17 protein-coding genes are annotated in these 20,951 nt (G+C 43.9%); 16 read left to right on the top strand and 1 reads right to left on the bottom strand.

Features of this window, described 5'->3' with window-relative positions:
* Nucleotides 1–7: 7 nt before the first annotated feature.
* From rsmH to lpxC, 15 genes are all read left to right on the top strand, one after another.
* Nucleotides 8–943, top strand: a complete 936-nt coding sequence (rsmH, locus tag L1077_RS06605) for a 16S rRNA (cytosine(1402)-N(4))-methyltransferase RsmH (protein ID WP_237136102.1) — start codon at nt 8–10, stop codon at nt 941–943.
* Nucleotides 944–1,267, top strand: coding sequence for a cell division protein FtsL (ftsL, locus tag L1077_RS06600; protein WP_063361405.1), 324 nt, complete (start codon nt 944–946; stop codon nt 1,265–1,267).
* Nucleotides 1,264–3,078, top strand: coding sequence for a peptidoglycan D,D-transpeptidase FtsI family protein (locus L1077_RS06595; protein ID WP_237136101.1), 1,815 nt, complete (start codon nt 1,264–1,266; stop codon nt 3,076–3,078). The genes ftsL and L1077_RS06595 overlap by 4 nt, the downstream gene beginning before the upstream one ends.
* Entirely contained in the window at nt 3,071–4,534 is a 1,464-nt protein-coding gene (murE, locus tag L1077_RS06590; protein ID WP_237136126.1) for a UDP-N-acetylmuramoyl-L-alanyl-D-glutamate--2,6-diaminopimelate ligase, read from the top strand. Before L1077_RS06595 ends, murE begins: the two co-directional genes overlap by 8 nt.
* Nucleotides 4,531–5,913, top strand: coding sequence for a UDP-N-acetylmuramoyl-tripeptide--D-alanyl-D-alanine ligase (locus L1077_RS06585; protein WP_237136100.1), 1,383 nt, complete (start codon nt 4,531–4,533; stop codon nt 5,911–5,913). Before murE ends, L1077_RS06585 begins: the two co-directional genes overlap by 4 nt.
* Nucleotides 5,913–6,995 (top strand): phospho-N-acetylmuramoyl-pentapeptide-transferase, encoded by a 1,083-nt coding sequence (gene mraY / locus L1077_RS06580; RefSeq protein WP_063361408.1) that lies wholly within the window; start codon nt 5,913–5,915, stop codon nt 6,993–6,995. Before L1077_RS06585 ends, mraY begins: the two co-directional genes overlap by 1 nt.
* On the top strand, nt 6,996–8,315 hold the full coding sequence (gene murD / locus L1077_RS06575; protein WP_237136099.1) for a UDP-N-acetylmuramoyl-L-alanine--D-glutamate ligase: 1,320 nt from the start codon (nt 6,996–6,998) through the stop codon (nt 8,313–8,315).
* Nucleotides 8,316–9,491 (top strand): cell division protein FtsW, encoded by a 1,176-nt coding sequence (gene ftsW, locus L1077_RS06570; protein ID WP_237136098.1) that lies wholly within the window; start codon nt 8,316–8,318, stop codon nt 9,489–9,491.
* Nucleotides 9,488–10,552: an undecaprenyldiphospho-muramoylpentapeptide beta-N-acetylglucosaminyltransferase gene (gene murG, locus L1077_RS06565; protein ID WP_237136097.1), complete on the top strand. Its 1,065-nt coding sequence runs from the start codon at nt 9,488–9,490 to the stop codon at nt 10,550–10,552. Before ftsW ends, murG begins: the two co-directional genes overlap by 4 nt.
* 37 nt (nt 10,553–10,589) lie before the next feature.
* Nucleotides 10,590–11,999 (top strand): UDP-N-acetylmuramate--L-alanine ligase, encoded by a 1,410-nt coding sequence (murC, locus tag L1077_RS06560; protein ID WP_237136125.1) that lies wholly within the window; start codon nt 10,590–10,592, stop codon nt 11,997–11,999.
* Nucleotides 11,996–12,904: a D-alanine--D-alanine ligase gene (locus L1077_RS06555; protein WP_063361412.1), complete on the top strand. Its 909-nt coding sequence runs from the start codon at nt 11,996–11,998 to the stop codon at nt 12,902–12,904. The genes murC and L1077_RS06555 overlap by 4 nt, the downstream gene beginning before the upstream one ends.
* Nucleotide 12,905: 1 nt before the next feature.
* Entirely contained in the window at nt 12,906–13,685 is a 780-nt protein-coding gene (locus tag L1077_RS06550) for a cell division protein FtsQ/DivIB (protein WP_237136096.1), read from the top strand.
* Nucleotides 13,682–14,914, top strand: a complete 1,233-nt coding sequence (gene ftsA / locus L1077_RS06545) for a cell division protein FtsA (RefSeq protein WP_039608215.1) — start codon at nt 13,682–13,684, stop codon at nt 14,912–14,914. Before L1077_RS06550 ends, ftsA begins: the two co-directional genes overlap by 4 nt.
* A gap of 21 nt (nt 14,915–14,935) precedes the next feature.
* Nucleotides 14,936–16,192: a cell division protein FtsZ gene (ftsZ, locus tag L1077_RS06540; protein ID WP_237136095.1), complete on the top strand. Its 1,257-nt coding sequence runs from the start codon at nt 14,936–14,938 to the stop codon at nt 16,190–16,192.
* A gap of 77 nt (nt 16,193–16,269) precedes the next feature.
* Nucleotides 16,270–17,193, top strand: coding sequence for a UDP-3-O-acyl-N-acetylglucosamine deacetylase (lpxC, locus tag L1077_RS06535; RefSeq protein ID WP_237136094.1), 924 nt, complete (start codon nt 16,270–16,272; stop codon nt 17,191–17,193).
* A 50-nt stretch (nt 17,194–17,243) separates the two neighbouring features.
* Here the strand turns inward: lpxC and L1077_RS06530 are convergent, their stop codons facing one another.
* Nucleotides 17,244–17,717, bottom strand: a complete 474-nt coding sequence (locus L1077_RS06530) for a DUF721 domain-containing protein (protein ID WP_237136093.1) — start codon at nt 17,715–17,717, stop codon at nt 17,244–17,246.
* Between the two features lie 482 nt (nt 17,718–18,199).
* On the opposite strand from L1077_RS06530, the gene secA reads away from it, so the two are divergent.
* Nucleotides 18,200–20,908, top strand: a complete 2,709-nt coding sequence (gene secA, locus L1077_RS06525) for a preprotein translocase subunit SecA (protein ID WP_237136092.1) — start codon at nt 18,200–18,202, stop codon at nt 20,906–20,908.
* The last annotated feature ends 43 nt before the right edge of the window (nt 20,909–20,951 follow it).

Below are 20,951 nucleotides of genomic sequence, written 5' to 3'. Positions count from 1 at the left end.
CACAATTATGAGTTCAGAATTAGAACATATTTCAGTGTTAATGGATGAAACGCTTGATGCACTGGATATCAAGTCCAATGGTATTTATATTGATGGCACTTTTGGCCGAGGTGGTCACTCGGGCCAAATTCTGAAGCGCTTGGGAGAGTCAGGGCAATTACAAGCCATTGATCAAGATCCACAAGCGATCAAAGCTGCGCAAAAGTTTGCTCAAGATAGTCGATTTTCAATTGCACATAATCGTTTTTCTAATATCGCGCAAGTCGCTCAAGAGGCTGAGCTAACAGGCAAGGTTGATGGTATTTTACTTGATATTGGCGTCTCATCACCACAGTTGGATGATGCCGGTCGTGGCTTTAGCTTTATGAAAGATGGTCCGTTAGATATGCGGATGAACCCTGAAGCAGGACGCAGTGCTGCTCAGTGGTTAGCTGAGGCTGAACTAGAAGATATGGTTTTTGTGATTAAAAAGTATGGCGAAGAGAAATTCGCTAGACGCATCGCGCACAAAATCATTGAGACGCGGGCAGAAACTGACATCACAACGACGAAACAACTCGCAGATCTTATTGATGAAGCTGTACCAGTTAAAGATAAACACAAGCACCCAGCTACTCGCACATTTCAAGCCATTCGCATTTATATCAATAGCGAGTTAGAAGAAATTCAAACTGCTTTGTCAGCTTCTTTAGATGTCCTTAAACCGGGCGGTCGTCTCGTTGTAATTTCCTTCCACTCACTTGAAGATAGGATTGTTAAGCAATTTATTAAAAAGCAAAGTAAGGGAGAGGCGATTCCGAGAGGCTTACCATTAACGGACGATCAAATAAATAAAGATTTAACCTTAAAAGCCATTGGCAAAGCGATTAAGCCTAGTGATGACGAAATTAAACGTAACCCTAGGGCACGAAGCTCTGTATTGCGTATAGCCGAGAAGCTCTAAATGGCAAAGCCTGCGCAACGTCAACCTCAGCTTTTTCTGGAAATTTGCCAAGTACTCTTGGCAAACAAATTGACGTTTTTATTGTTGGTGAGTGTATTTGTATCGGCGCTGATCGTTGTTCAAATTACGCACTCTACGAGACAGCAATTAATTTTGCAGGACAAGTTATTACAACAAAGAGATGAGCTAGACCTAGAGTGGCGCTATCTATTGGTAGAAGAAGAGTTTTACTCACAACACGCAAGAATTGAAGAAATCGCGAAAACACAGTTAAAAATGTTGCGTCCTACTAGTAAAGAAGAGCAGGTTATTGAGTTGCCATGAAGAACAAAAATAAACCATCGCAAAATTTAATCGCGTGGCGCTTTGTCCTTGTATGCGTGATGTTGGTGTCTGTGTTTGTCGCTTTAATTGCCAGAGCCGCCTACCTACAGGTGATTGAGCCTGATAAAGCCCGAGAGGAAAATGCTAAGCGCACGGTTCGCAAAGAAACGCTGCATGTTCAACGTGGCATGATCTACGATCGCAATGGCAAAGAGCTTGCCGTGAGTGTCCCAGTTGTGAGCGTTTATGCGGATCCTTATGCATTAGAAAAAGCATTAAAGAAGCGAGTTTTGCGGCAAGCGAGAAAAAATCGCGAAGATCATGTTGCACTTGCAGATAATGAAACTGCGCTTAAAGTGCGTACTCAAGCGCTTTATCAAGCGCAGGCGCGTTGGCGTGAGCTGTCTGATGTATTACAACTGCCCACTGAGCAAGTGAATCGCAAATTGCGGGGCAATGCTAAACGGAGATTTGTTTATTTGAAACGGCAGGTAACGCCAGCTGTTGCAAAATACATTCGCCAAATGCGCTTACCTGGGATCCATCTGCTTGATGAGTCGAAACGTTTTTACCCAAGTGGTGAGATTGCCGCCCATGTGTTGGGCGTAACGAATATTGATGGTATTGGTATTGAAGGTATTGAGAAACGCTTTGACTCTGCTTTAACGGGAACAGAAGGTTTGCGAACAATACGTAAAGATGCGCAGGGTCGCGAGGTACAGGTTCTTTCAGAAGAAGAACGTGTTGAGCCAGAAGATATTCACCTCAGTATTGATCATCGTATTCAAACCATCGCTTATGTCGCTTTAAAATCTGCAGTATTAACATATCAAGCCACCTCCGGCTCAGCAATGGTGGTGGATGTACATACTGGTGAAATACTCGCTATGGTGAATAGTCCGAGCTTTAATCCAAATGATATGAGTACAGCGGCGCCTTATAAGCGCAGAAATCGCGCGATCACAGATTTATTTGAGCCAGGCTCAACACTCAAGCCACTGGCAATTTTGGCAGGACTTGAATATGGCGCCATAACAGCAGATGAAACGATTGATACGTTCCCTGGGTGGATGCGACTCGGTGGGAGCCTGGTAAAAGATACGCGCAACCATGGCGAAATGTCACTACGTGAAATCCTCAAAGTGTCGAGCAATATGGGTGTGGCAAAGATCAGTCAAAAGCTACCGAAAGATTACTTTGTTGGCATGTACCAAAAAGCAGGATTTGGTGAAGACACCGGCACCATGATGATTGGCGAAAGTTCAGGCTTGTTTTATCCAAACAGACGCTGGTCTGACTTTGAGATAGCCACCTTGTCATACGGCTATGCGGTGTCAGCAAGTACCGCTCAGATTGCGAGGCTATATGCGACCATTGGTGCAGGTGGTATTTCTAGGCCACTTACAATATTAAAGCAAGACGAGCCCCAGCCGGGTGAGCGTATTTTCAAAGAGGAAGATACAAAAGCAGTGATTGCCATGATGGAGTCTATTTTTGAAAAAGGCGGCACGGCATCGATGATTAAGGTGGATGGTTATCGTGCTGCGGGCAAAACGGGTACATCAGAAAAAGCCATTGCTGGTGGGTATGGCGATGAATATGTCGGTTATTTTGCTGGAGTTGCGCCTGTGAGTGATCCACGTTTGGCTGTGGTTGTGATGGTGAATGAACCCGGTGGTGATGTCTATTATGGTGGGCAAACGGCGGGTCCGGTATTTGCTGAAATCGTCTCTAATTCATTACGTATGTTAAATGTCGCACCTGATAAAGATCGTGTGGCATATGTTTCAGGAAAAAATGATGATGCGTGACTTAACTGAAGTACTCAAAAATTTTGGGGTAGTGAGTCCACAAATATTTGTAAACGCATTGCGTTTAGATAGCCGAGAGGTGTCCGAAGGAGATTGCTTTATTGCTATTTCAGGACATCAGTTAGATGGCACGAAATTTATATCAATGGCCGTCGAGCAAGGTGCTGCCTGCGTGTTAGTTGATGAGCAAGCCGTTGTTGATGCGGTATCAGTCCCTATCATACGCATTGCGCAGTTGAAGAAAAACCTAGCTCGTATTGCCGCGCAGTTTTACCAAATGCCAAGTACGACTATGTCAGTTGTCGGGGTAACTGGCACGAATGGCAAGTCGACGACGACGGCAATGATCGCGAGTTTAGCAGCACATTGTGGCACACCCAGTGCTGTGATAGGCACCTTGGGTTATGGCGCGCCAGATGCGTTAACGCCGTTGAATAATACAACACCTTCAGCTGTGTTATTGCAACAAATATTCAGTGAGTTACAGACTGATTTTAATCAAGTTGCGATGGAAGTATCCTCTCATGGGATTGTCCAAAGTAGAACTGAACAAGTCGATTTTGACGTCGCAGTGTTTACTAACCTAAGTCGTGATCACTTAGATTATCACGGTGATATGGCCAGTTACGCGAAAGCGAAAAAACGCCTTTTTACGGAGAGTTCTGCAAAATACAAAGTGCTCAATATAGATGATGTGTATGCTCAGCAATGGTTGGGTGAGCTTGAGTTAGACGAGTGCGTAGTATATGGGCAAAAACCTGAGTCACATACTTATCGGCACTATGTTTTTTTTCACCAAGTGGTGTGCGACCAAAATGGTATTTCTCTAAAGCTTGATACTTCTTGGGGCGATGCAGAGATCACTACAAACTTGTACGGGCTATTTAATGTTTACAATTTAGCTGCTGCGATTGCCGCGTTATTGGTACAAAACTACCAACTGGTGCAACTGCAAACAGCTGTGGCAAAGTTAGAGCCTGTGGATGGTCGCATGCAAGCATTCAGATCATCAGGGTTTCCAACTTGTATTGTAGATTATGCACATACTCCAGAAGCGTTAGAGCTGGCACTTAAAGCATTGCAACAACATGTACCCGGTAAAGTAAGTTGTGTATTTGGTTGTGGTGGCGACCGTGATAAAGGTAAACGGCCTTTGATGGCAAAAGCAGCAGAGCAATTTGCTGACACTCTAGTTATAACCAGTGATAACCCTCGCAGTGAAGATCCAAACACAATAATAGATGACATTAAGGCTGGGCTCAGTGAACCTGAGTATGCTGTGTCACAACCTGATAGGGAGCAAGCCATTCGATATGCGATCAAACACGCCGATCAAAACAGCGTAGTGCTGATCGCGGGTAAAGGGCATGAAGACTATCAAATTATAGGAAATCAAACATTGAGCTTTTGTGATAGGAGCTTGGTGAAATCAATTTTACAGGGGGAAAGTGCATGATCAAGATGAATTTTTCTTGGCTTGCAGAAGTACTTGAGGCCCCTTTTAGTGGGCAGAACTTGGCTGTTGCCAACATCAATACAGATACAAGAACAATAACCGACAATGAGGTTTTTTTAGCGCTTAAAGGTGCTAATTTCGATGGTCATAACTTTGTTGCGCAAGCAAAGCAAAAAGGAGCCATTGCCGCAATTGTTTCAGAGCCTGTCGATGTGGATATCGTGCAATTTGTTGTTGCGGACACACGCATTGCGCTAGGGCAGTTGGGGCAAGCGGTCATGCAGCATGTTGCCCCAAAAACAGTGGCGATCACCGGCAGTGTAGGCAAAACCACGGTAAAAGAGATGACCGCAGCTATTTTATCTAGACGCGGTAAAGTGCTAGCTACCAAAGGGAACTTCAATAATGACATTGGTGTGCCTTTAACATTACTGCGTTTATCAGAAGATGACGAATATGCGGTAATTGAATTGGGTGCAAACCACATTGGTGAAATTGCTTACACCAGCGGTTTAACGAAACCTGATGTCGCTGTTGTATGCAACGTAGCCCCGTCTCATTTAGAGGGGTTTGGCTCTATTGAAGGTATTGGCCAAGCAAAAGGCGAAATCTTTGGGGGGCTTAAAGATCAGGGTGTGGCGATTATAAACTGTGATAGCGAATTTGCGCCTATGTGGGAAGCGAGTTTGGGCCAGCAGTCTGTAAAACGCTTTTCAATGCAAGATAAGCTGGATGTGTGGGCAGAAGACATTCAGTTAGATGAATTCGGTTGCGCTGAGTTTACGCTTTGCACTGAGAAAGCAACTCAGCAAGTGAAATTGGCGTTACCTGGTAAGCACAACGTGATGAATGCCGTGATTGCTGCGTCACTGACTTTACCATTTGGCACTTCGTTGCAAGATATCGCTATTGCATTGAAGGATATGCCAGTTGTTAAAGGGCGTGTCAATGTGATTGATGTGTCCAGTGCATTGCGTGTGGTGGATGATACTTACAATGCCAATGTTCGCTCAGTGAAAGCTGCAATTGAATTATTAAAAGACATGCCTGGTACTCGCGTATTAGCGCTAGGTGACATGGCTGAGTTGGGTGAAGAAGCAAGGGCTTACCATCAAGAAGTGGGAGAATTTGCCCAGCAGCAAGGTATTGATGCAGTGTTCACTTTAGGGGTATTGAGTCGCTATGCAAGTGAAGTATTTGAGCAGCCTAATCGTCACTTTTCAACACGTGAACATATGCTTGAGGTACTTTCCCAATTCATTGAAAACGAGGCAGGTCAATGCACTTTGCTTGTAAAAGGATCGCGTAGTGCCCGTATGGAGCTATTGGTCGCTGATCTTATTTCAGCGCATACAAACTCAGAACATGGGGACAGATAATGTTAGTTTGGTTAGCAGAGTATTTAACGCAATACTACAGTGGTTTTAATGTCTTTTCCTATTTGACCGTACGCGCCATTTTAGGGATTTTGACTGCCTTACTTATCTCGCTGTATTTTGGTCCAAAGCTTATTCGTGCTTTGCAACGCATGCAAATTGGGCAAACTGTGCGTGATGATGGTCCAGAATCACACTTATCTAAATCTGGCACGCCAACCATGGGCGGCCTACTTATTTTGGCGGCGATCTTCGTCAGTTCGTTGATGTGGGGCGATCTAAGTAACAAGTATGTGTGGGTAACCTTATTTGTTATCGGCTCTTTGGGTATTGTCGGGTTCGTTGATGATTACAGGAAAGTGATACGTAAAGATAGTAAAGGATTAATTGCTCGATGGAAGTATTTTTGGCAATCGGTTATTGCCATTTCGGTCGCGGCATTCTTATATTCAACCACCACATCACCTGAAGAAACGTCTTTGGTTGTGCCTTTTTTCAAAGATGTATTGCCACAGCTTGGGCTTTTTTACCTCGTTATGAGCTATTTTGTGATAGTGGGTACGTCTAACGCAGTGAATTTGACCGATGGCTTAGATGGATTGGCCATTGTACCGACTATTTTAGTTGCAGCAGCACTGGCGATCATTGCCTATTTAACGGGTAATGTGAACTTCTCAAATTATCTCCACATTCCTCATTTACCATTGGCGAGCGAACTCGTTGTTGTGTGTACTGCCATTGTGGGCGCAGGACTTGGGTTTTTATGGTTTAACACCTATCCAGCTCAAGTTTTCATGGGCGATGTTGGTTCGTTAGCTCTAGGTGGTGCGCTTGGGATCATAGCAATTTTAGTTCGACAGGAGTTGGTGTTGGTGATTATGGGTGGTGTATTTGTAATGGAAGCGCTATCTGTGATTTTGCAAGTAGGGTCGTATAAGCTTCGAGGGCAACGTATTTTTAGAATGGCGCCAATACATCACCATTATGAACTTAAAGGTTGGCCAGAGCCACGTGTTATTGTGCGCTTTTGGATCATTTCTTTCATCTTAGTATTAGCTGGTTTGGCGACGTTAAAGATAAGATAAATGAGTTATTTAGATTCGTTGAAGCAAAAAACAGTGACAGTGCTTGGGCTCGGTATATCGGGCTTGGGTACCGTACGCTTTTTACTACAGCATGACATTGTGCCAAAAGTCGTGGATACACGTGCTGTGCCGCCGGGCGCCGATTGGCTAGCACATAATGCCCCTGATTGTGAGGCGGTGTTTGGCCCGCTCGCAGAGGGTGCTTTAGTTGAAACCGATGTGATTGTAATTAGTCCTGGGATCCCGCTATATGATAGGTATGTCGCAGAAGCAATTACACATGGTGCAGAAGTCATCGGTGATGTTGAGCTGTTTGCTCGTTTAAACTCAACACCGGTAGTTGCGGTAACAGGCTCAAACGGTAAATCAACGGTCGTCAGTCTTGCTCATGCAGTATGTCAATCTGCAGGGTTAAAAGTTGGCTTGGGTGGCAATATTGGTACTTCGGTATTAGAGCTGCTTGAGCGTGATCTTGATGTGATCATATTAGAGCTTTCTAGTTTTCAACTCGAAACAACCGATAGCCTGAAGTGTACCAGTGCGATGATCCTGAATATCACAGAAGATCATATGGATAGATATCCTGATTTTGATGCTTATTGTGCGGCGAAAAAGCGTATCTATCAGCAAACAGAGTGCTTAGTTTACAACCGAGAAGATGAAAAAACGTTTCTGCCACATGCACATGCAGTGAGCGTTGGGTTGGGCAGTGCGGATTACTGTCTCACAGACACGCCACAGGGTTCTTTTTTTAACGTGTATGGTCAACCGACTTTAGCTGTTGAGCATTTGGCTCTGTCAGGAAAGCATAATCAATTTAATGCGCTGGCAGTCATGGCGCTATTGTCCCCATTTAAAATCAGTCTCCAAGCCTTTAAGGATGCGTTTTCAAGCTTCACAGGTTTGTCGCATCGCTGTCAGTTAGTGGCAGAGGTTGCTGGGGTTAAATATTTTAATGATTCAAAAGCGACCAATGTCGGTGCCACGGTGAGTGCACTTGAAAGTCTATATGCTGATGCCAACAAGATTATTTTGATTGTAGGCGGAGACGCTAAAGGCGCTGATGTGAGTCCACTCGGCCTGCCAATCCAAAAGTACTGTAGAGCAATTTATTGCTTTGGCAAAGACGGTGCTTTGTTCTCGTCTATGCACACGCACAGTCATCTTGTTACGTCTTTACATGAGGCTGTGATTGGCGCAAGTCAGTTGGCGCAAGCTGGCGATATTGTGCTCCTAGCACCAGCTTGTGCAAGCATCGATATGTATCCAAATTACATGGCTCGCGGTGATGAGTTTTGCAAGTTGGTTGAGGAGCTATAAATGATTGCGACCATCAACCTGAAAGGCATTTTTGAGTTTAAAAAATCAGATACTTTATTTGATTTACCTTTACTTTACGCCATGTTATGTCTCATCGGAGTTGGGTTTGTGATGGTCACAAGTGCCTCTATGCCCGTTGCTGAGCGCTTATTTGATAACCCTTATCACATCATAGTGCGACACGGCATGTTCTTGTTTATGGGGATGATCTTATTTTGGTTAAGCACCTCCGTCTCCATGCTGTGGTGGAAACGTTTTAACCCGTATTTGTTATTGCTCGGTGTATTGATGTTGATCTTGGTATTGATCATCGGCCGCGAAGCAAATGGAGCAAGACGATGGATCCCGGTTGGCCCCGTCGGTATACAAGCTGCAGAAGTCGCAAAATTGTTTTTTATCAGTTACATCGCAGGCTACTTAGTACGTAAGCGTGACGAAGTACAAGAAAATATTAAAGGTTTTGCAAAGCCTATCGTGGTGTTTGCTGTGTATGCTTTTCTTATTTTAATGCAGCCTGATTTGGGCACTGTGGTTGTTATTTTTGTGACTACCGTTGGCTTGCTATTTCTTGCTGGTGCAAAGCTTTGGCAGTTTTTTGTGCTGATGCTAACCGGTGTGTTTTTAGTGATCATGCTGATTATCTTTGAACCTTATCGTATGGCTAGGGTTGTTGGTTTTCTAGAGCCTTGGAAAGATCCTTTTGGCAAAGGTTATCAACTTGTTCAGTCTTTGATGGCCTATGGTCAAGGCGGATGGTTTGGCCAAGGCTTAGGTAACAGTGTGCAAAAGCTACAGTATCTGCCAGAAGCGCACAATGATTTCATTTTTGCCGTGATAGCTGAAGAGCTTGGTTTCATGGGGGTTGTTTGTGTGCTGTTAATGTTAGGGACCTTGGTTTTTAGAGCCCTTATCATCGGTCAGCAAGCACTGAAATCACAAAAAGAATATGAAGGCTATTTGGCGTTAGGAATTGGTATTTGGTTTGCGTTTCAAACCTTGGTTAATGTGGGAGCCAGTGCGGGTATGCTGCCGACAAAAGGGCTGACATTACCCTTTGTTTCTTACGGCGGATCAAGTTTGCTGGTGATGACTATCGCCGCTGGGCTATTACAGCGTATAGATTTTGAAACCAAAATGTCGACAAGGCAAGCAACATCGAGAGGCAGTAAGCGATGAGCAAGCGATTATTAGTAGCGGCTGGCGGCACTGGTGGACATATTTTCCCAGGTATTGCTGTTGCACAAAAATTAAAACAACTGGGCTGGGAAGTTTCTTGGGTTGGTACTGAAGATAGAATGGAATCACAAGTAGTGCCAAAACACGGCATTGCTATTGATTATATAAAAGTAAAAGGACTAAGAGGTAATGGCATCAAACGCCTCTTAAAAGCACCTTTGATGATACTCAAAGCTATTTATGCTGCGAGACAAATTATTAAAACTCAAAAGCCTGATGCAGTGCTTGCAATGGGTGGGTATGTTACTGGTCCTGTTGGCATTGCAGCAAAAATGTCGGGCGTGCCGCTCATCATTCACGAACAAAATGCAGTGGCAGGCTTGAGCAATCGCTTGCTAGCAAAGCTTGCAAGCCGTGTTTTGTGTGCATTTAACGGCGCGTTTGCTGGCAAGCAATATGATGTGGTGGGTAATCCAATTAGAGAGTCTGTCGCACAGATTAAAGTTAAGCCTATTACACAGCAAATAAATTGCTTAGTGGTAGGCGGCTCTCTGGGGGCGAAGGCTTTGAATGAAGCACTGCCAAGTGTATTTTCATCATTGAGTCAGTCGACTGGCAGAGCACTGTCTGTTTGGCATCAAAGTGGCAAAGGCAATGGAGAGTCGGTGACTCAAAGTTATGCGCAAGGTGAATTTACATATAAAGTCACTGAGTTTATCGAAAATATGGACCAAGCCTATGAATGGGCTGATATGATAATCTGCCGCGCTGGTGCTTTAACCGTCAGTGAAGTGGCTGCAGCAGGAAAAATGGCGGTGTTTGTGCCCTTGCCTCATGCTGTCGATGATCATCAGACATTAAATGCGCAGGCGCTAGTTGATGAACAAGCGGCACTCATTATGCCGCAACAAGAATTAAATAAGACAAGTATGGTGACACTGTTAAAGCCATATTTTGACGAACCACACTTAATTGAAGAAAAAGCGAAGCGGGCTAAATCGTGCGCACAGCTCAATGCGACTAAGTCTGTGGCCGAAATCATTGAACAAGTTACAAGTTGAAGAGAAAGTTGTGAAAGAGAATAAATATCGCCGGGCTATGAGACGCATCAATACTATCCACTTCATTGGAATTGGTGGTGCGGGTATGGGCGGTATAGCAGAAGTATTAGCCTATGAAGGCTACCGGATCACTGGGTCTGACATCGCACAAAATGCGATGACTGAGCGTTTATTAAAAGTCGGGGCTGAGATTTTCATTGGTCATGATGCTGCTAATGTCACTGATGCTGATGTGGTAGTGGTTTCAAGCGCAATTGATACGACAAACCCAGAGATTGTTGCAGCACAACAAGCACGTATCCCTGTTGTAAGACGTGCAGAGATGCTAGCAGAGTTGATGCGTTTTAGACACGGTATTGCGGTTGCTGGCACACATGGTAAAACGACGACGACGAGCTTGATTGCAAGTATTTTTGCAGAGGCAAAGCTTGATCCGACATTCATCATTGGTGGATTACTTAATAGTGCAGGTAGTAACGCCAAAGTCGGAAGCAGTGATGTGCTAATTGCTGAAGCAGATGAAAGTGATGCATCGTTTCTCCATTTGCAACCGATGGCTTCAGTGATCACAAATATTGAAGCTGACCATATGGATACGTATGGCGGTGACTTTGAAAAGCTTAAAGATACCTATATCGACTTCATACATAATCTGCCTTTTTATGGGTTAGCAGTGGTATGCATTGACTCGCCTGTGGTGAGGGAGTTATTACCTCGATTTGCAAGGCCAACCATTACCTATGGTGAAAGCGAAGATGCTGATTATCGCATGGTTGATTATGTACAGCATGTAGAAAGTTGTCGTTTTACTGTGATACATAAATCGGGCTCTAGCATAGACATTACATTGAATATGCCGGGCAAGCACAATGCATTGAATGCAACCGCAGCTATCGCGATTGCAAAAGATCATGATATTGAAAATACGGCGATACAAGTTGCATTAAAAGAGTTTGCTGGAATAGGGCGTCGTTTTCAGCACTATGGCACGTTTAATAATGACTCAGGGGAAGTCATGCTGGTGGATGATTATGGACATCATCCATCAGAAGTTGCAGTCACCATTCAAGCTGCGCGTGCAGGGTGGCCAGATAAAAGATTAGTTATGTTGTACCAACCACATAGGTATACACGAACGAGAGATTTGTATGAAGAGTTCGTGAAAGTGCTTAGTGAAGTTGATCAATTGATTTTATTGGACGTTTACTCAGCTGGTGAGTTGCCGATTGTAGGGGCTGATAGTAAAGCCTTATGTCGAAGTTTAAGACAGCGTGGAATTGAGCCGATCCATGTCGCAGAACATGCTGAATTGCAGGGCGTTTTAGGCGATGTGATTAAGGACAAAGATTTAGTGATAACTCAAGGTGCTGGTAACATTGGTCAGATTGTTAAGCAATTAGCTGCAACTGAGTTATCAAAGCAAAAGTTAAAAGCGGAGAATCAATGAGCAAATTTGGTAAAGTAGCCGTTTTACTTGGTGGTAATTCAGCAGAGCGTGAAGTGTCTTTAGCATCGGGAAAGGCAGTTGTAGATGCACTTAAAAACCAAGGGGTTGATGTGATTGCATTTGATCCGGCTCAGCGCAGTATTTCTGAACTTACCTCACTGAATGTGAAACGTGTATTTATTGCTTTGCATGGTCGGGGGGGAGAAGATGGCACAGTGCAAGGCGCACTGGAGTTTATGGGGATCCCTTATACTGGCAGTGGTGTGTTAGGCAGTGCTCTGGCGATGGATAAAATTCGCTGTAAGCATCTATTTGAGTCCGCCAAACTCAGTACGGCAAAATATGCTGTTGTAGATAAACACAGTGGTTTTGATGCCAAAGCAATTATCAATGAGCTTGGTGAGGTTATGGTAAAACCAAGCCATGAAGGTTCTAGTGTTGGTATGGCAAAAGCACATGATGAAAGCTCTTTGATTGCAGCATTGAATGATGCTTTTAAGTTCGACAACCAAGTGCTGGTTGAGCAATGGATTGAAGGACGTGAATTTACGGTCAGTATTTTTGACGGACAAGCACTGCCCGTGATCGAAATGCGCACACCGCGCGGATTCTACGATTATCAGGCCAAGTATAAAGAAAATACAACAGAGTATATTTGCCCAGCTGAGTTAACACCTGCCTATACTGAACAGCTCCAAGTGATGTCTTTACATGCATTTGAACTGGTTGGTGCAAGCGGCTGGGGGCGAGTTGATGCAATGCAAGATGCAAATGGCCAATTCTATTTGTTGGAAGTAAATACGGTACCTGGTATGACAGAAACATCTTTGGTACCTAAAGCGGCTCAATCACAAGGCATTAACTTTGAGCAGTTAGTCGTTCGCATTTTGGAGCAAACGTTATAATATGCGCGCGAATATGAAAAAAGCGTTTACTGCGTTAAAAAGCCTGAATTGGCCACGCGCATTAGGAGTGAGCTTTTTTCTAGGCGTTGTATTGATGTTAGTGCAGAGTGTTTATTGGGTAAGTGATTGGCTGGTTGAACACAGAGATGCACAAATTAAGACATTAACTGTGTTAGGAGATCCTCTTTATACCGAGGAGAAAGACATTGTTAATGCGATAAAAAAAACGGATTTAACCAGCTTTTTCCAATTGAATGTAAAAGCTGTTCAAGCTGCTGTGAGAGACTTGCCTTGGGTTGCAAGTGTATCTGTACGCAAACAGTGGCCTGATACAATACAAGTTTATGTGGTAGAACATAAACCGGTTGCTTATTGGAATAGTGATTCCCTGTTAAATACAAATGGTACACTATTCGAAGCAGACAGTAATAAACTGTCTGCGAGTTTACCTCAGCTGTATGGACCCGAGGGAAGCGAAGGAGAAGCTTGGGAAACATTTTTACAATTAAAAGAGATGCTAGCAGTTAATTCATTTGAGTTAACCAGTTTAGCTTTGTCTGAGCGCTTTGCTTGGCAGTTGTGGTTAAAAAATGGCATCAAGCTGAATTTAGGTAGAGAAGAAAAAGCCAAAAGAGTGCAAAGATTCATAGATGTGTATCCGTTGTTAAAAAGACCTGACGGAGCACTGCTTGATGTGATTGATTTGCGTTATGATACAGGGCTGGCGGTGAGCTGGAGATACCCTCAGGTACAAGAGAAAAAAGATAAGAGTAAAGCATGACCAAGTCAGCAGAAAGAAACTTAGTGATAGGGCTTGATGTCGGCACTGCAAAAGTAGTGGCTACCGTCGGTGAGATCACATCTGATAATCAATTAAGTATTGTTGGCGTTGGCAACCAAGTTGCACACGGTATGGATAAAGGTGGTGTGAATGACCTTAATCTGGTATCTGACTCAATTAAGCGAGCGATTGATGAAGCTGAGTTAATGGCCGATTGCAGGATCAGTTCAGTGTATTTGGGAATATCTGGTAAACATATTCAGTGTCAGAATGAGAGTGGCGTTGTCGCGATTAACAATGCAGAAGTGACAGATGATGATATTGCTAACGTGATCCACATTGCACGCTCTGTACCAATATCTGCAGAGCGTAAAATGCTGCATTCTCTACCTCAAGAATACAGCATTGATATGCAAGAAGGGATTAAAAACCCACTCGGTATGAGCGGTGTAAGAATGGAAGCCAAAGCACATATCATTACTTGTTCAAATGATATGGCCAAGAACATAGAGAAGTGTGTTGAGCGATGCGGTTTAGAAGTTGATCAACTTACTTTTACAGCTTTGGCGTCCTGTTATTCGGTTTTAACTGAGGATGAAAAAGAGCTGGGTGCTGCCGTGGTTGATATCGGTGGTGGTACCATGGATATTGCGATTTATGTCAATGGCGCATTACGCCATACCGCGGTGATCCCAGTTGCTGGCAATCAGGTTACTGGTGATATTGCAAAAATTTTTAGAACACCGCTCTCACATGCAGAGTCTTTGAAGGTACAATACGCATTTGCTAGCAGTCAAATGGCCAGTGTTGAAGAAACCATTGAAGTACCGAGTGTGGGGGGAAGACCTTCACGCATCATGTCGCGACATACATTGTCGGAAGTGGTTGAACCAAGATTTAGAGAGCTATTTGAATTAGTTCAAGAAGAAATTCGCCGTTCAGGGTTTGAAGACCAAATTGCGGCTGGGGTTGTCATGACAGGTGGCAGCGCCAAAATGAAAGGGGCACTGGAAGTGGCTGAAGACATATTTCAGATGCCTGTAAGGATAGGTAAACCTGTCGGGATCACGGGATTAACAGATTATGTTGATGATCCGGCATATGCAACAGCGGTAGGTTTGTTACAATATGGCCGAACGCTGCAAGCCAAAAATGCACAAAAGGCGAAGGTAGATGCCGAAGATGGTTGGTGGAGCCGAGTAACTAAATGGTTCCAAGGTGAGTTTTAAAGCTCAAGTCGGAGAGTGAAGATGTTTGATATTATGGAGCAACACGGCGAAGAAGCCGTAATAAAAGTAATTGGTGTTGGCGGCGGCGGCGGTAACGCTGTTGAGCACATGGTAAAACAAGAAATTGAAGGTGTGCGCTTCATCGTCGCGAATACTGACGCACAAGCACTGAGAAAGTCATCAGCGGATGTAACAGTACAGCTAGGTACGCAAATTACACAAGGCTTAGGTGCAGGTGCGAATCCAGAAGTGGGTAAGAGTGCAGCTGAAGAAGATGTTGAAACAATCAAGGCAAGCCTTGAAGGTGCAGACATGGTCTTTATCGCAGCAGGTATGGGTGGCGGTACAGGTACTGGTGCTGCGCCTGTTGTTGCGCGTGTTGCGAAAGAGCTGGGTATTTTGACTGTTGCTGTTGTGACGCGTCCATTTGACTTGGAAGGTAAAAAGCGTATGGCAGCGGCCGATCATGGCATTGGTGAGTTGTCTGAAATTGTAGACTCGCTTATTACAATTCCTAACAACAAGTTACTGAAAGTACTTGGCAAAGGCACTACATTATTAGACGCATTTGCAAAAGCGAATGATGTTCTGTACGGCGCGGTACAAGGTATTGCAGAATTAATTACGCGTTCAGGTCTGATTAATGTGGACTTTGCTGATGTAAGAACAGTGATGTCAGCCATGGGCACTGCGATGATGGGTACGGCTGCGGCATCAGGCCCTGATAGAGCGCAAGAAGCTGCAGAGGCCGCAATCTCAAGCCCATTACTTGAAGATGTTGACCTGACCGGCGCTAAAGGGATCCTTGTTAATATCACAGCGGGTATGGACATCACTATCGAAGAATTTGAAGTGGTAGGTAATCACGTTAAAGCACTGGCATCTGAAAATGCGACAGTTGTAGTTGGTGCAGTGATTGACCCTGAAATGAGTGATGAGTTACGAGTGACCGTTGTTGCAACAGGCCTAGGTGGCGATCGTAAACCACAATTTGGCATAGTTGATAAAGGTATTCAAGGTCTAGCTGGACAAGCCGCTACAGGCACGCATGGTCCAAGCCACACGAATGAAGACTTTGTACCAAGTTTTGGTGGCGCAGGAAATAAACCTGTAGAAGCACAACCAACTAACGATACCGCTGCTGGGTTTAATGTTGATACCAACACCGCTTCGGTAAAAGAAACGATTAAAACGGCTGAGCAACCAAAAGAATCTGGTGAGAAAGAAAAAGGTGATTATTTCGATATTCCAGCATTTTTGAGAAAACAGTCAGATTAGGATAAATATTGACCGATTGGCATGGGGTGTTAATTATGATACACTCCGCGGTCTATTAACTTAAAGTGGGCGAATATATGATTAAACAACGTACAATTGCTGAAGTTGTTAAAGCCACAGGTGTAGGTTTACACAAAGGTGAAAAGGTCACGATCACTCTCCGACCTGCGAGCGCAAATACGGGTATCGTGTTTCGTCGCGTAGATCTAGACCCTGTTGTCGATTTTGAGACAACCCCTGAAGCTGTGGGTGATACGCAATTATGTACTTGTTTAACGAACAAAGATGGTGTTCGTCTATCTACAACTGAGCATTTAATTGCGGCAGTTGCAGCCTTAGGTATCGATAATTTGATTGTTGAGCTCGATAGCGCCGAAGTACCAATTATGGATGGTAGTGCATTACCATTCATCTATTTGTTGCAAAAAGGCGGTATTGCCGAGCTAAACGTTGCCAAGCGTTTTATCCGTATTAAAGAGACGGTACGTGTTGAAGAAGGCGATAAGTGGGCTGAAATTGAACCATATGATGGTTTTCATATCGACTTTGAAATCGCTTTTGATCACCCAGCTATCAATGCCAGTCGCCAGCGTATTGGCTTAGACATTACAGCACAAAGCTTTACTGAAGAAATTAGCCGTGCACGTACTTTTGGTTTTATGAAAGACATTGAGTACATGCATGCGAATAATCTAGCACTTGGCGGTAGCATGGATAATGCGGTTGTGCTGGATGACTTCAAAGTGTTAAACCCTAATGGTTTACGTTATAAAGATGAGTTTGTTAAGCATAAGATTTTGGATTGTGTGGGCGACTTGTTTATGACGGGTCATAACATTTTGGGTAAAGTCACGTGTTATAAATCAGGTCATGGTTTGAATAATAAACTACTGCGTGAAGTAATGGCCAATGAGCACGCTTGGGAATGGGTGACCTTTGATGAACCTGTTACCATGCCAGCGCCAGGTCTTGAAGCTGGTCAACAGGTTACAGCAGGATAAGAAATGACGCGAAAGCGTCATTTTTTTGTCTAATTGATAGTTTAAAGCCTCTACTTTTTTGCATGTCTAGCCAATTTTAACAGCCTTTCTTTTAACCCATCTGGCGCTGATTCCGCGAGCATCGTTAATTGCTCAGCTGTCGATTCACTGAGTTTATGTTGCTTCTCTGGTTTTGATTGTGGGCTCTTTTGACGTTGGGACAAACGTTGCTGGGCTTCTGGGTTGGTGGTGATTTTTACCTGACTGCAATCGTGAAATCCCGATTGTCTAAATTCGGAGAGGATTTCCATTTTCAAATAACCCAGTCGAGTTGCAAGCGTTGCAGAAGCTGCTTCGATACATAAAGTACCTTGGTGGTAATTTGATACTCGGCATTTTTTGCTTAAAATGGGCCCGAGTGCCTTGTTCAACGGGGCTTGCAGCGCGGCAATATCTTGTGCTTTTTCCACGTAGTTAGATAGTTTGTTTGACCATTTCGGCGCAAGCTCAGAAAGTGATTTAGGATCAAATCTATTTTTCGCCATGTTGGGACTCCATAAAGACGGCCAGAGTAACCACGTTTGATCACGTTATTACTTTCATAAATACTATTTTAGCACTGCATACAGTCTACCTTATTTTTTGTATTTGGTATTGCCTCACCAGCTGTAAACTCGGTCGAAACTGTCAAGAAAAGCACTGGTTATACATTCTACTTGAAGTTTCCCTGTGTTATCCCCATATCTGCATAATTACCAAACAATACCGTCATATCCGATGGGTAATATTTAAGTGATCATATGCGTTATTACGTGTATTCTTGAAACGCCTTTGCGACAGACATGTTATTAAATAGGAACAGTTTTCGCTTAGGTGGTTTGCAGATGCGCATAGTCTGGTATGATAGGTAGAAAATTAACTCGGCACACAGCACAAATTCGACTTTGTCGCCAACAGGACTTAGTAAGCCTTTTGGGAATACGCGAATGCACGGGGCTTACAAACATAAGATTGAAATGGTTTAAACATGATAACTAAAATTTTTACCAAGATTTTTGGTAGCCGTAACGACCGGATGATCAAAAATTTACGCAAAACGGTCGCTTTAGTTAATGCTTTAGAAGAGCAGTATAGCAAGCTATCTGATGAAGAACTAAAAGCAAAAACAGCAGAGTTTAGACAAAGATTTGAGCAAGGAACCAGCTTAGACGAATTACTTCCTGAAGCATTCGCTACAGTTCGTGAGGCCTCAAAACGCGTCTTTGAAATGCGTCATTTTGACGTGCAGATGATAGGTGGTATGGTGCTGCATCAAGGCCGTATTTCTGAGATGCGTACAGGTGAAGGTAAAACGCTTACTGCGACCTTGCCTGCATATCTGAATGGCTTAACAGGTAAAGGTGTTCATGTCATTACCGTAAACGATTATCTAGCTAAGCGTGATGCTGAAAACAATCGCCCACTATTTGAATTTTTAGGCTTGAGTGTTGGGTGTAACATCCCAGGCATGATGCCAGCACAAAAGAAAGAAGCTTACGCAGCGGATATCACTTACGGCACAAATAACGAGTTTGGATTCGACTACTTACGTGACAATATGGCGTTTAGTATCGAAGAGCGTGTGCAACGTCCATTACACTATGCGGTTGTGGATGAAGTTGACTCAATCTTAATTGACGAAGCAAGAACGCCGTTGATTATTTCAGGCCCAGCAGAAGATAGCTCTGAGCTATACACACAGATCAATAAAATCGTCCCTGAACTTGTTCAACAAGAAAAAGAAGACGAAGAAGGTGTAGAAGGCGACGGTGACTACACGATTGATGAGAAGTCAAAGCAAGCGCACCTAACAGAGCGCGGTCAAGTGAATGTTGAAGAGCTGCTCATCAAGCATGGTCTAATTGAAGAAGACGATTCATTATACTCAGCAGGTAATATTACGCTTTTGAGCCATGTCTATGCGGCATTGCGAGCGCATAAGCTGTATCAAAAAGACGTTGATTACGTTGTTAAAGACAATGAAGTTATCATCGTAGATGAGCATACCGGTCGTACAATGGAAGGGCGTCGTTGGTCTGAAGGTTTGCACCAAGCTGTAGAAGCAAAAGAAGGTGTTCGCATTCAAAACGAAAACCAAACACTGGCTTCAATTACATTCCAGAACTACTTCCGTCTTTATGACAAACTATCAGGTATGACGGGTACTGCTGATACTGAAGCGTTTGAGTTCCAGTCAATCTACGGTCTTGATACTGTTGTTATTCCAACTAATAAGCCAATGATCCGTGACGATCGTGCAGACTTGGTTTATCTAACACAAGAAGAGAAGTTTGAAGCAATTCTGACAGACATCAGAGATTGTCAGAAGCGTGGTCAGCCTGTATTGGTTGGTACTATCTCGATTGAAAGTTCTGAGTACTTATCTCACTTCTTACGTAAAGAAAAAATTGAACACAACGTACTGAACGCTAAGTTCCATGCGCAAGAAGCTGATATTATCGCAGATGCAGGTTTGCCAGGTAATGTGACGATTGCAACCAATATGGCAGGTCGTGGTACAGATATCGTACTCGGCGGTAACTGGCAGAACGATATTGCAAAAATCGACAACCCAACAGACGCGCAAATCGAGCAAGCGAAAGCGAAATGGAAAGAGCTTCATGACAAGGTACTTGAGGCGGGTGGTCTGCATATCATTGGTACAGAGCGACATGAATCTCGCCGTATTGATAACCAGCTGCGCGGTCGTTCTGGCCGTCAAGGTGATGCAGGTTCGAGCCGATTCTACTTGTCTATGGATGATGCGTTGATGCGTATTTTCGCAGGTGAGCGCATGACGACAATGATGCGCAAACTTGGTATGCAACGTGGTGAAGCGATTGAGCACCCGTGGGTAAACCGTGCGATTGAAAACGCACAGCGTAAAGTTGAAGCGCGTAACTTCGATATTCGTAAGCAGTTGCTTGAATATGATGATGTTGCTAACGATCAGCGTCGAGTCGTATACGAGCAGCGTAATGAGCTGCTTGAAGAAGGGGATATTTCAGAAACTGTGAATGCGATCCGTAGCGATGTGCTCAACGGCACGATTGATCGCTTTATTCCACCGCAAAGCTTGGCAGAGATGTGGGATATTCCAGGTCTTGAAGAGCGTTTGAAGTCTGATCTATTGTTAGATTTACCAATTGCTAAGTGGCTTGAAGACGATAGTAAACTATACGAAGAATCACTACGCGAACGTATTGTTGAAGAAGCTGAAAAGGCATACAAGCAAAAAGAAGAGCAAGTCGGTGTTGAAGTCCTTCGTCACTTCGAAAAAGCCGTTATGCTACAAAGCCTAGATCAGCATTGGAAAGATCACTTAGCTGCGATGGATCACCTACGTCAAGGTATTCACCTGCGCGGTTATGCACAAAAGAACCCTAAGCAAGAGTACAAGCGCGAGTCATTTGAACTGTTTTCTAACATGTTAGAGACGTTGAAAGTGGATGTGGTTGGTGTATTAAGCAAAGTTCAAGTGCGTGCTGAAGAAGACGTTGAAAAAGTTGAAGAACAACATCGTCGCAGTGAGCAAATGCCAAGGCAGTATCAGCATGAAGAAGCTGAAACAGTCGGTGGTGAAGCGCCTCAAGGTGCTGCAATTGCCGCAAGAGCTGAGCCTAAGGTAGGTCGTAACGAGCCATGTCCTTGTGGATCTGGTAAAAAATATAAGCAGTGCTGTGGCAAATTAAGCTAATTAGTACGCACGCTATTTATTAAAAAGCGACCTTAGGTCGCTT

The organism is Pseudoalteromonas luteoviolacea, assembly GCF_021654285.1.
Lineage (GTDB): Bacteria > Pseudomonadota > Gammaproteobacteria > Enterobacterales > Alteromonadaceae > Pseudoalteromonas > Pseudoalteromonas luteoviolacea_J.
The sequence above is the reverse complement of the archived record's forward strand: the minus strand, read 5'-3'. Positions and strand labels throughout refer to the sequence as shown.

Coding starts and splice junctions, on each gene's coding strand:
- rsmH (WP_237136102.1), top strand. CDS start 8: ATGAGTTCAGAATTAGAACATATTTCAGTGTTAATGGATGAAACGCTT.
- ftsL (WP_063361405.1), top strand. CDS start 944: ATGGCAAAGCCTGCGCAACGTCAACCTCAGCTTTTTCTGGAAATTTGC.
- L1077_RS06595 (WP_237136101.1), top strand. CDS start 1,264: ATGAAGAACAAAAATAAACCATCGCAAAATTTAATCGCGTGGCGCTTT.
- murE (WP_237136126.1), top strand. CDS start 3,071: ATGCGTGACTTAACTGAAGTACTCAAAAATTTTGGGGTAGTGAGTCCA.
- L1077_RS06585 (WP_237136100.1), top strand. CDS start 4,531: ATGATCAAGATGAATTTTTCTTGGCTTGCAGAAGTACTTGAGGCCCCT.
- mraY (WP_063361408.1), top strand. CDS start 5,913: ATGTTAGTTTGGTTAGCAGAGTATTTAACGCAATACTACAGTGGTTTT.
- murD (WP_237136099.1), top strand. CDS start 6,996: ATGAGTTATTTAGATTCGTTGAAGCAAAAAACAGTGACAGTGCTTGGG.
- ftsW (WP_237136098.1), top strand. CDS start 8,316: ATGATTGCGACCATCAACCTGAAAGGCATTTTTGAGTTTAAAAAATCA.
- murG (WP_237136097.1), top strand. CDS start 9,488: ATGAGCAAGCGATTATTAGTAGCGGCTGGCGGCACTGGTGGACATATT.
- murC (WP_237136125.1), top strand. CDS start 10,590: ATGAGACGCATCAATACTATCCACTTCATTGGAATTGGTGGTGCGGGT.
- L1077_RS06555 (WP_063361412.1), top strand. CDS start 11,996: ATGAGCAAATTTGGTAAAGTAGCCGTTTTACTTGGTGGTAATTCAGCA.
- L1077_RS06550 (WP_237136096.1), top strand. CDS start 12,906: ATGCGCGCGAATATGAAAAAAGCGTTTACTGCGTTAAAAAGCCTGAAT.
- ftsA (WP_039608215.1), top strand. CDS start 13,682: ATGACCAAGTCAGCAGAAAGAAACTTAGTGATAGGGCTTGATGTCGGC.
- ftsZ (WP_237136095.1), top strand. CDS start 14,936: ATGTTTGATATTATGGAGCAACACGGCGAAGAAGCCGTAATAAAAGTA.
- lpxC (WP_237136094.1), top strand. CDS start 16,270: ATGATTAAACAACGTACAATTGCTGAAGTTGTTAAAGCCACAGGTGTA.
- L1077_RS06530 (WP_237136093.1), bottom strand. CDS start 17,717: ATGGCGAAAAATAGATTTGATCCTAAATCACTTTCTGAGCTTGCGCCG.
- secA (WP_237136092.1), top strand. CDS start 18,200: ATGATAACTAAAATTTTTACCAAGATTTTTGGTAGCCGTAACGACCGG.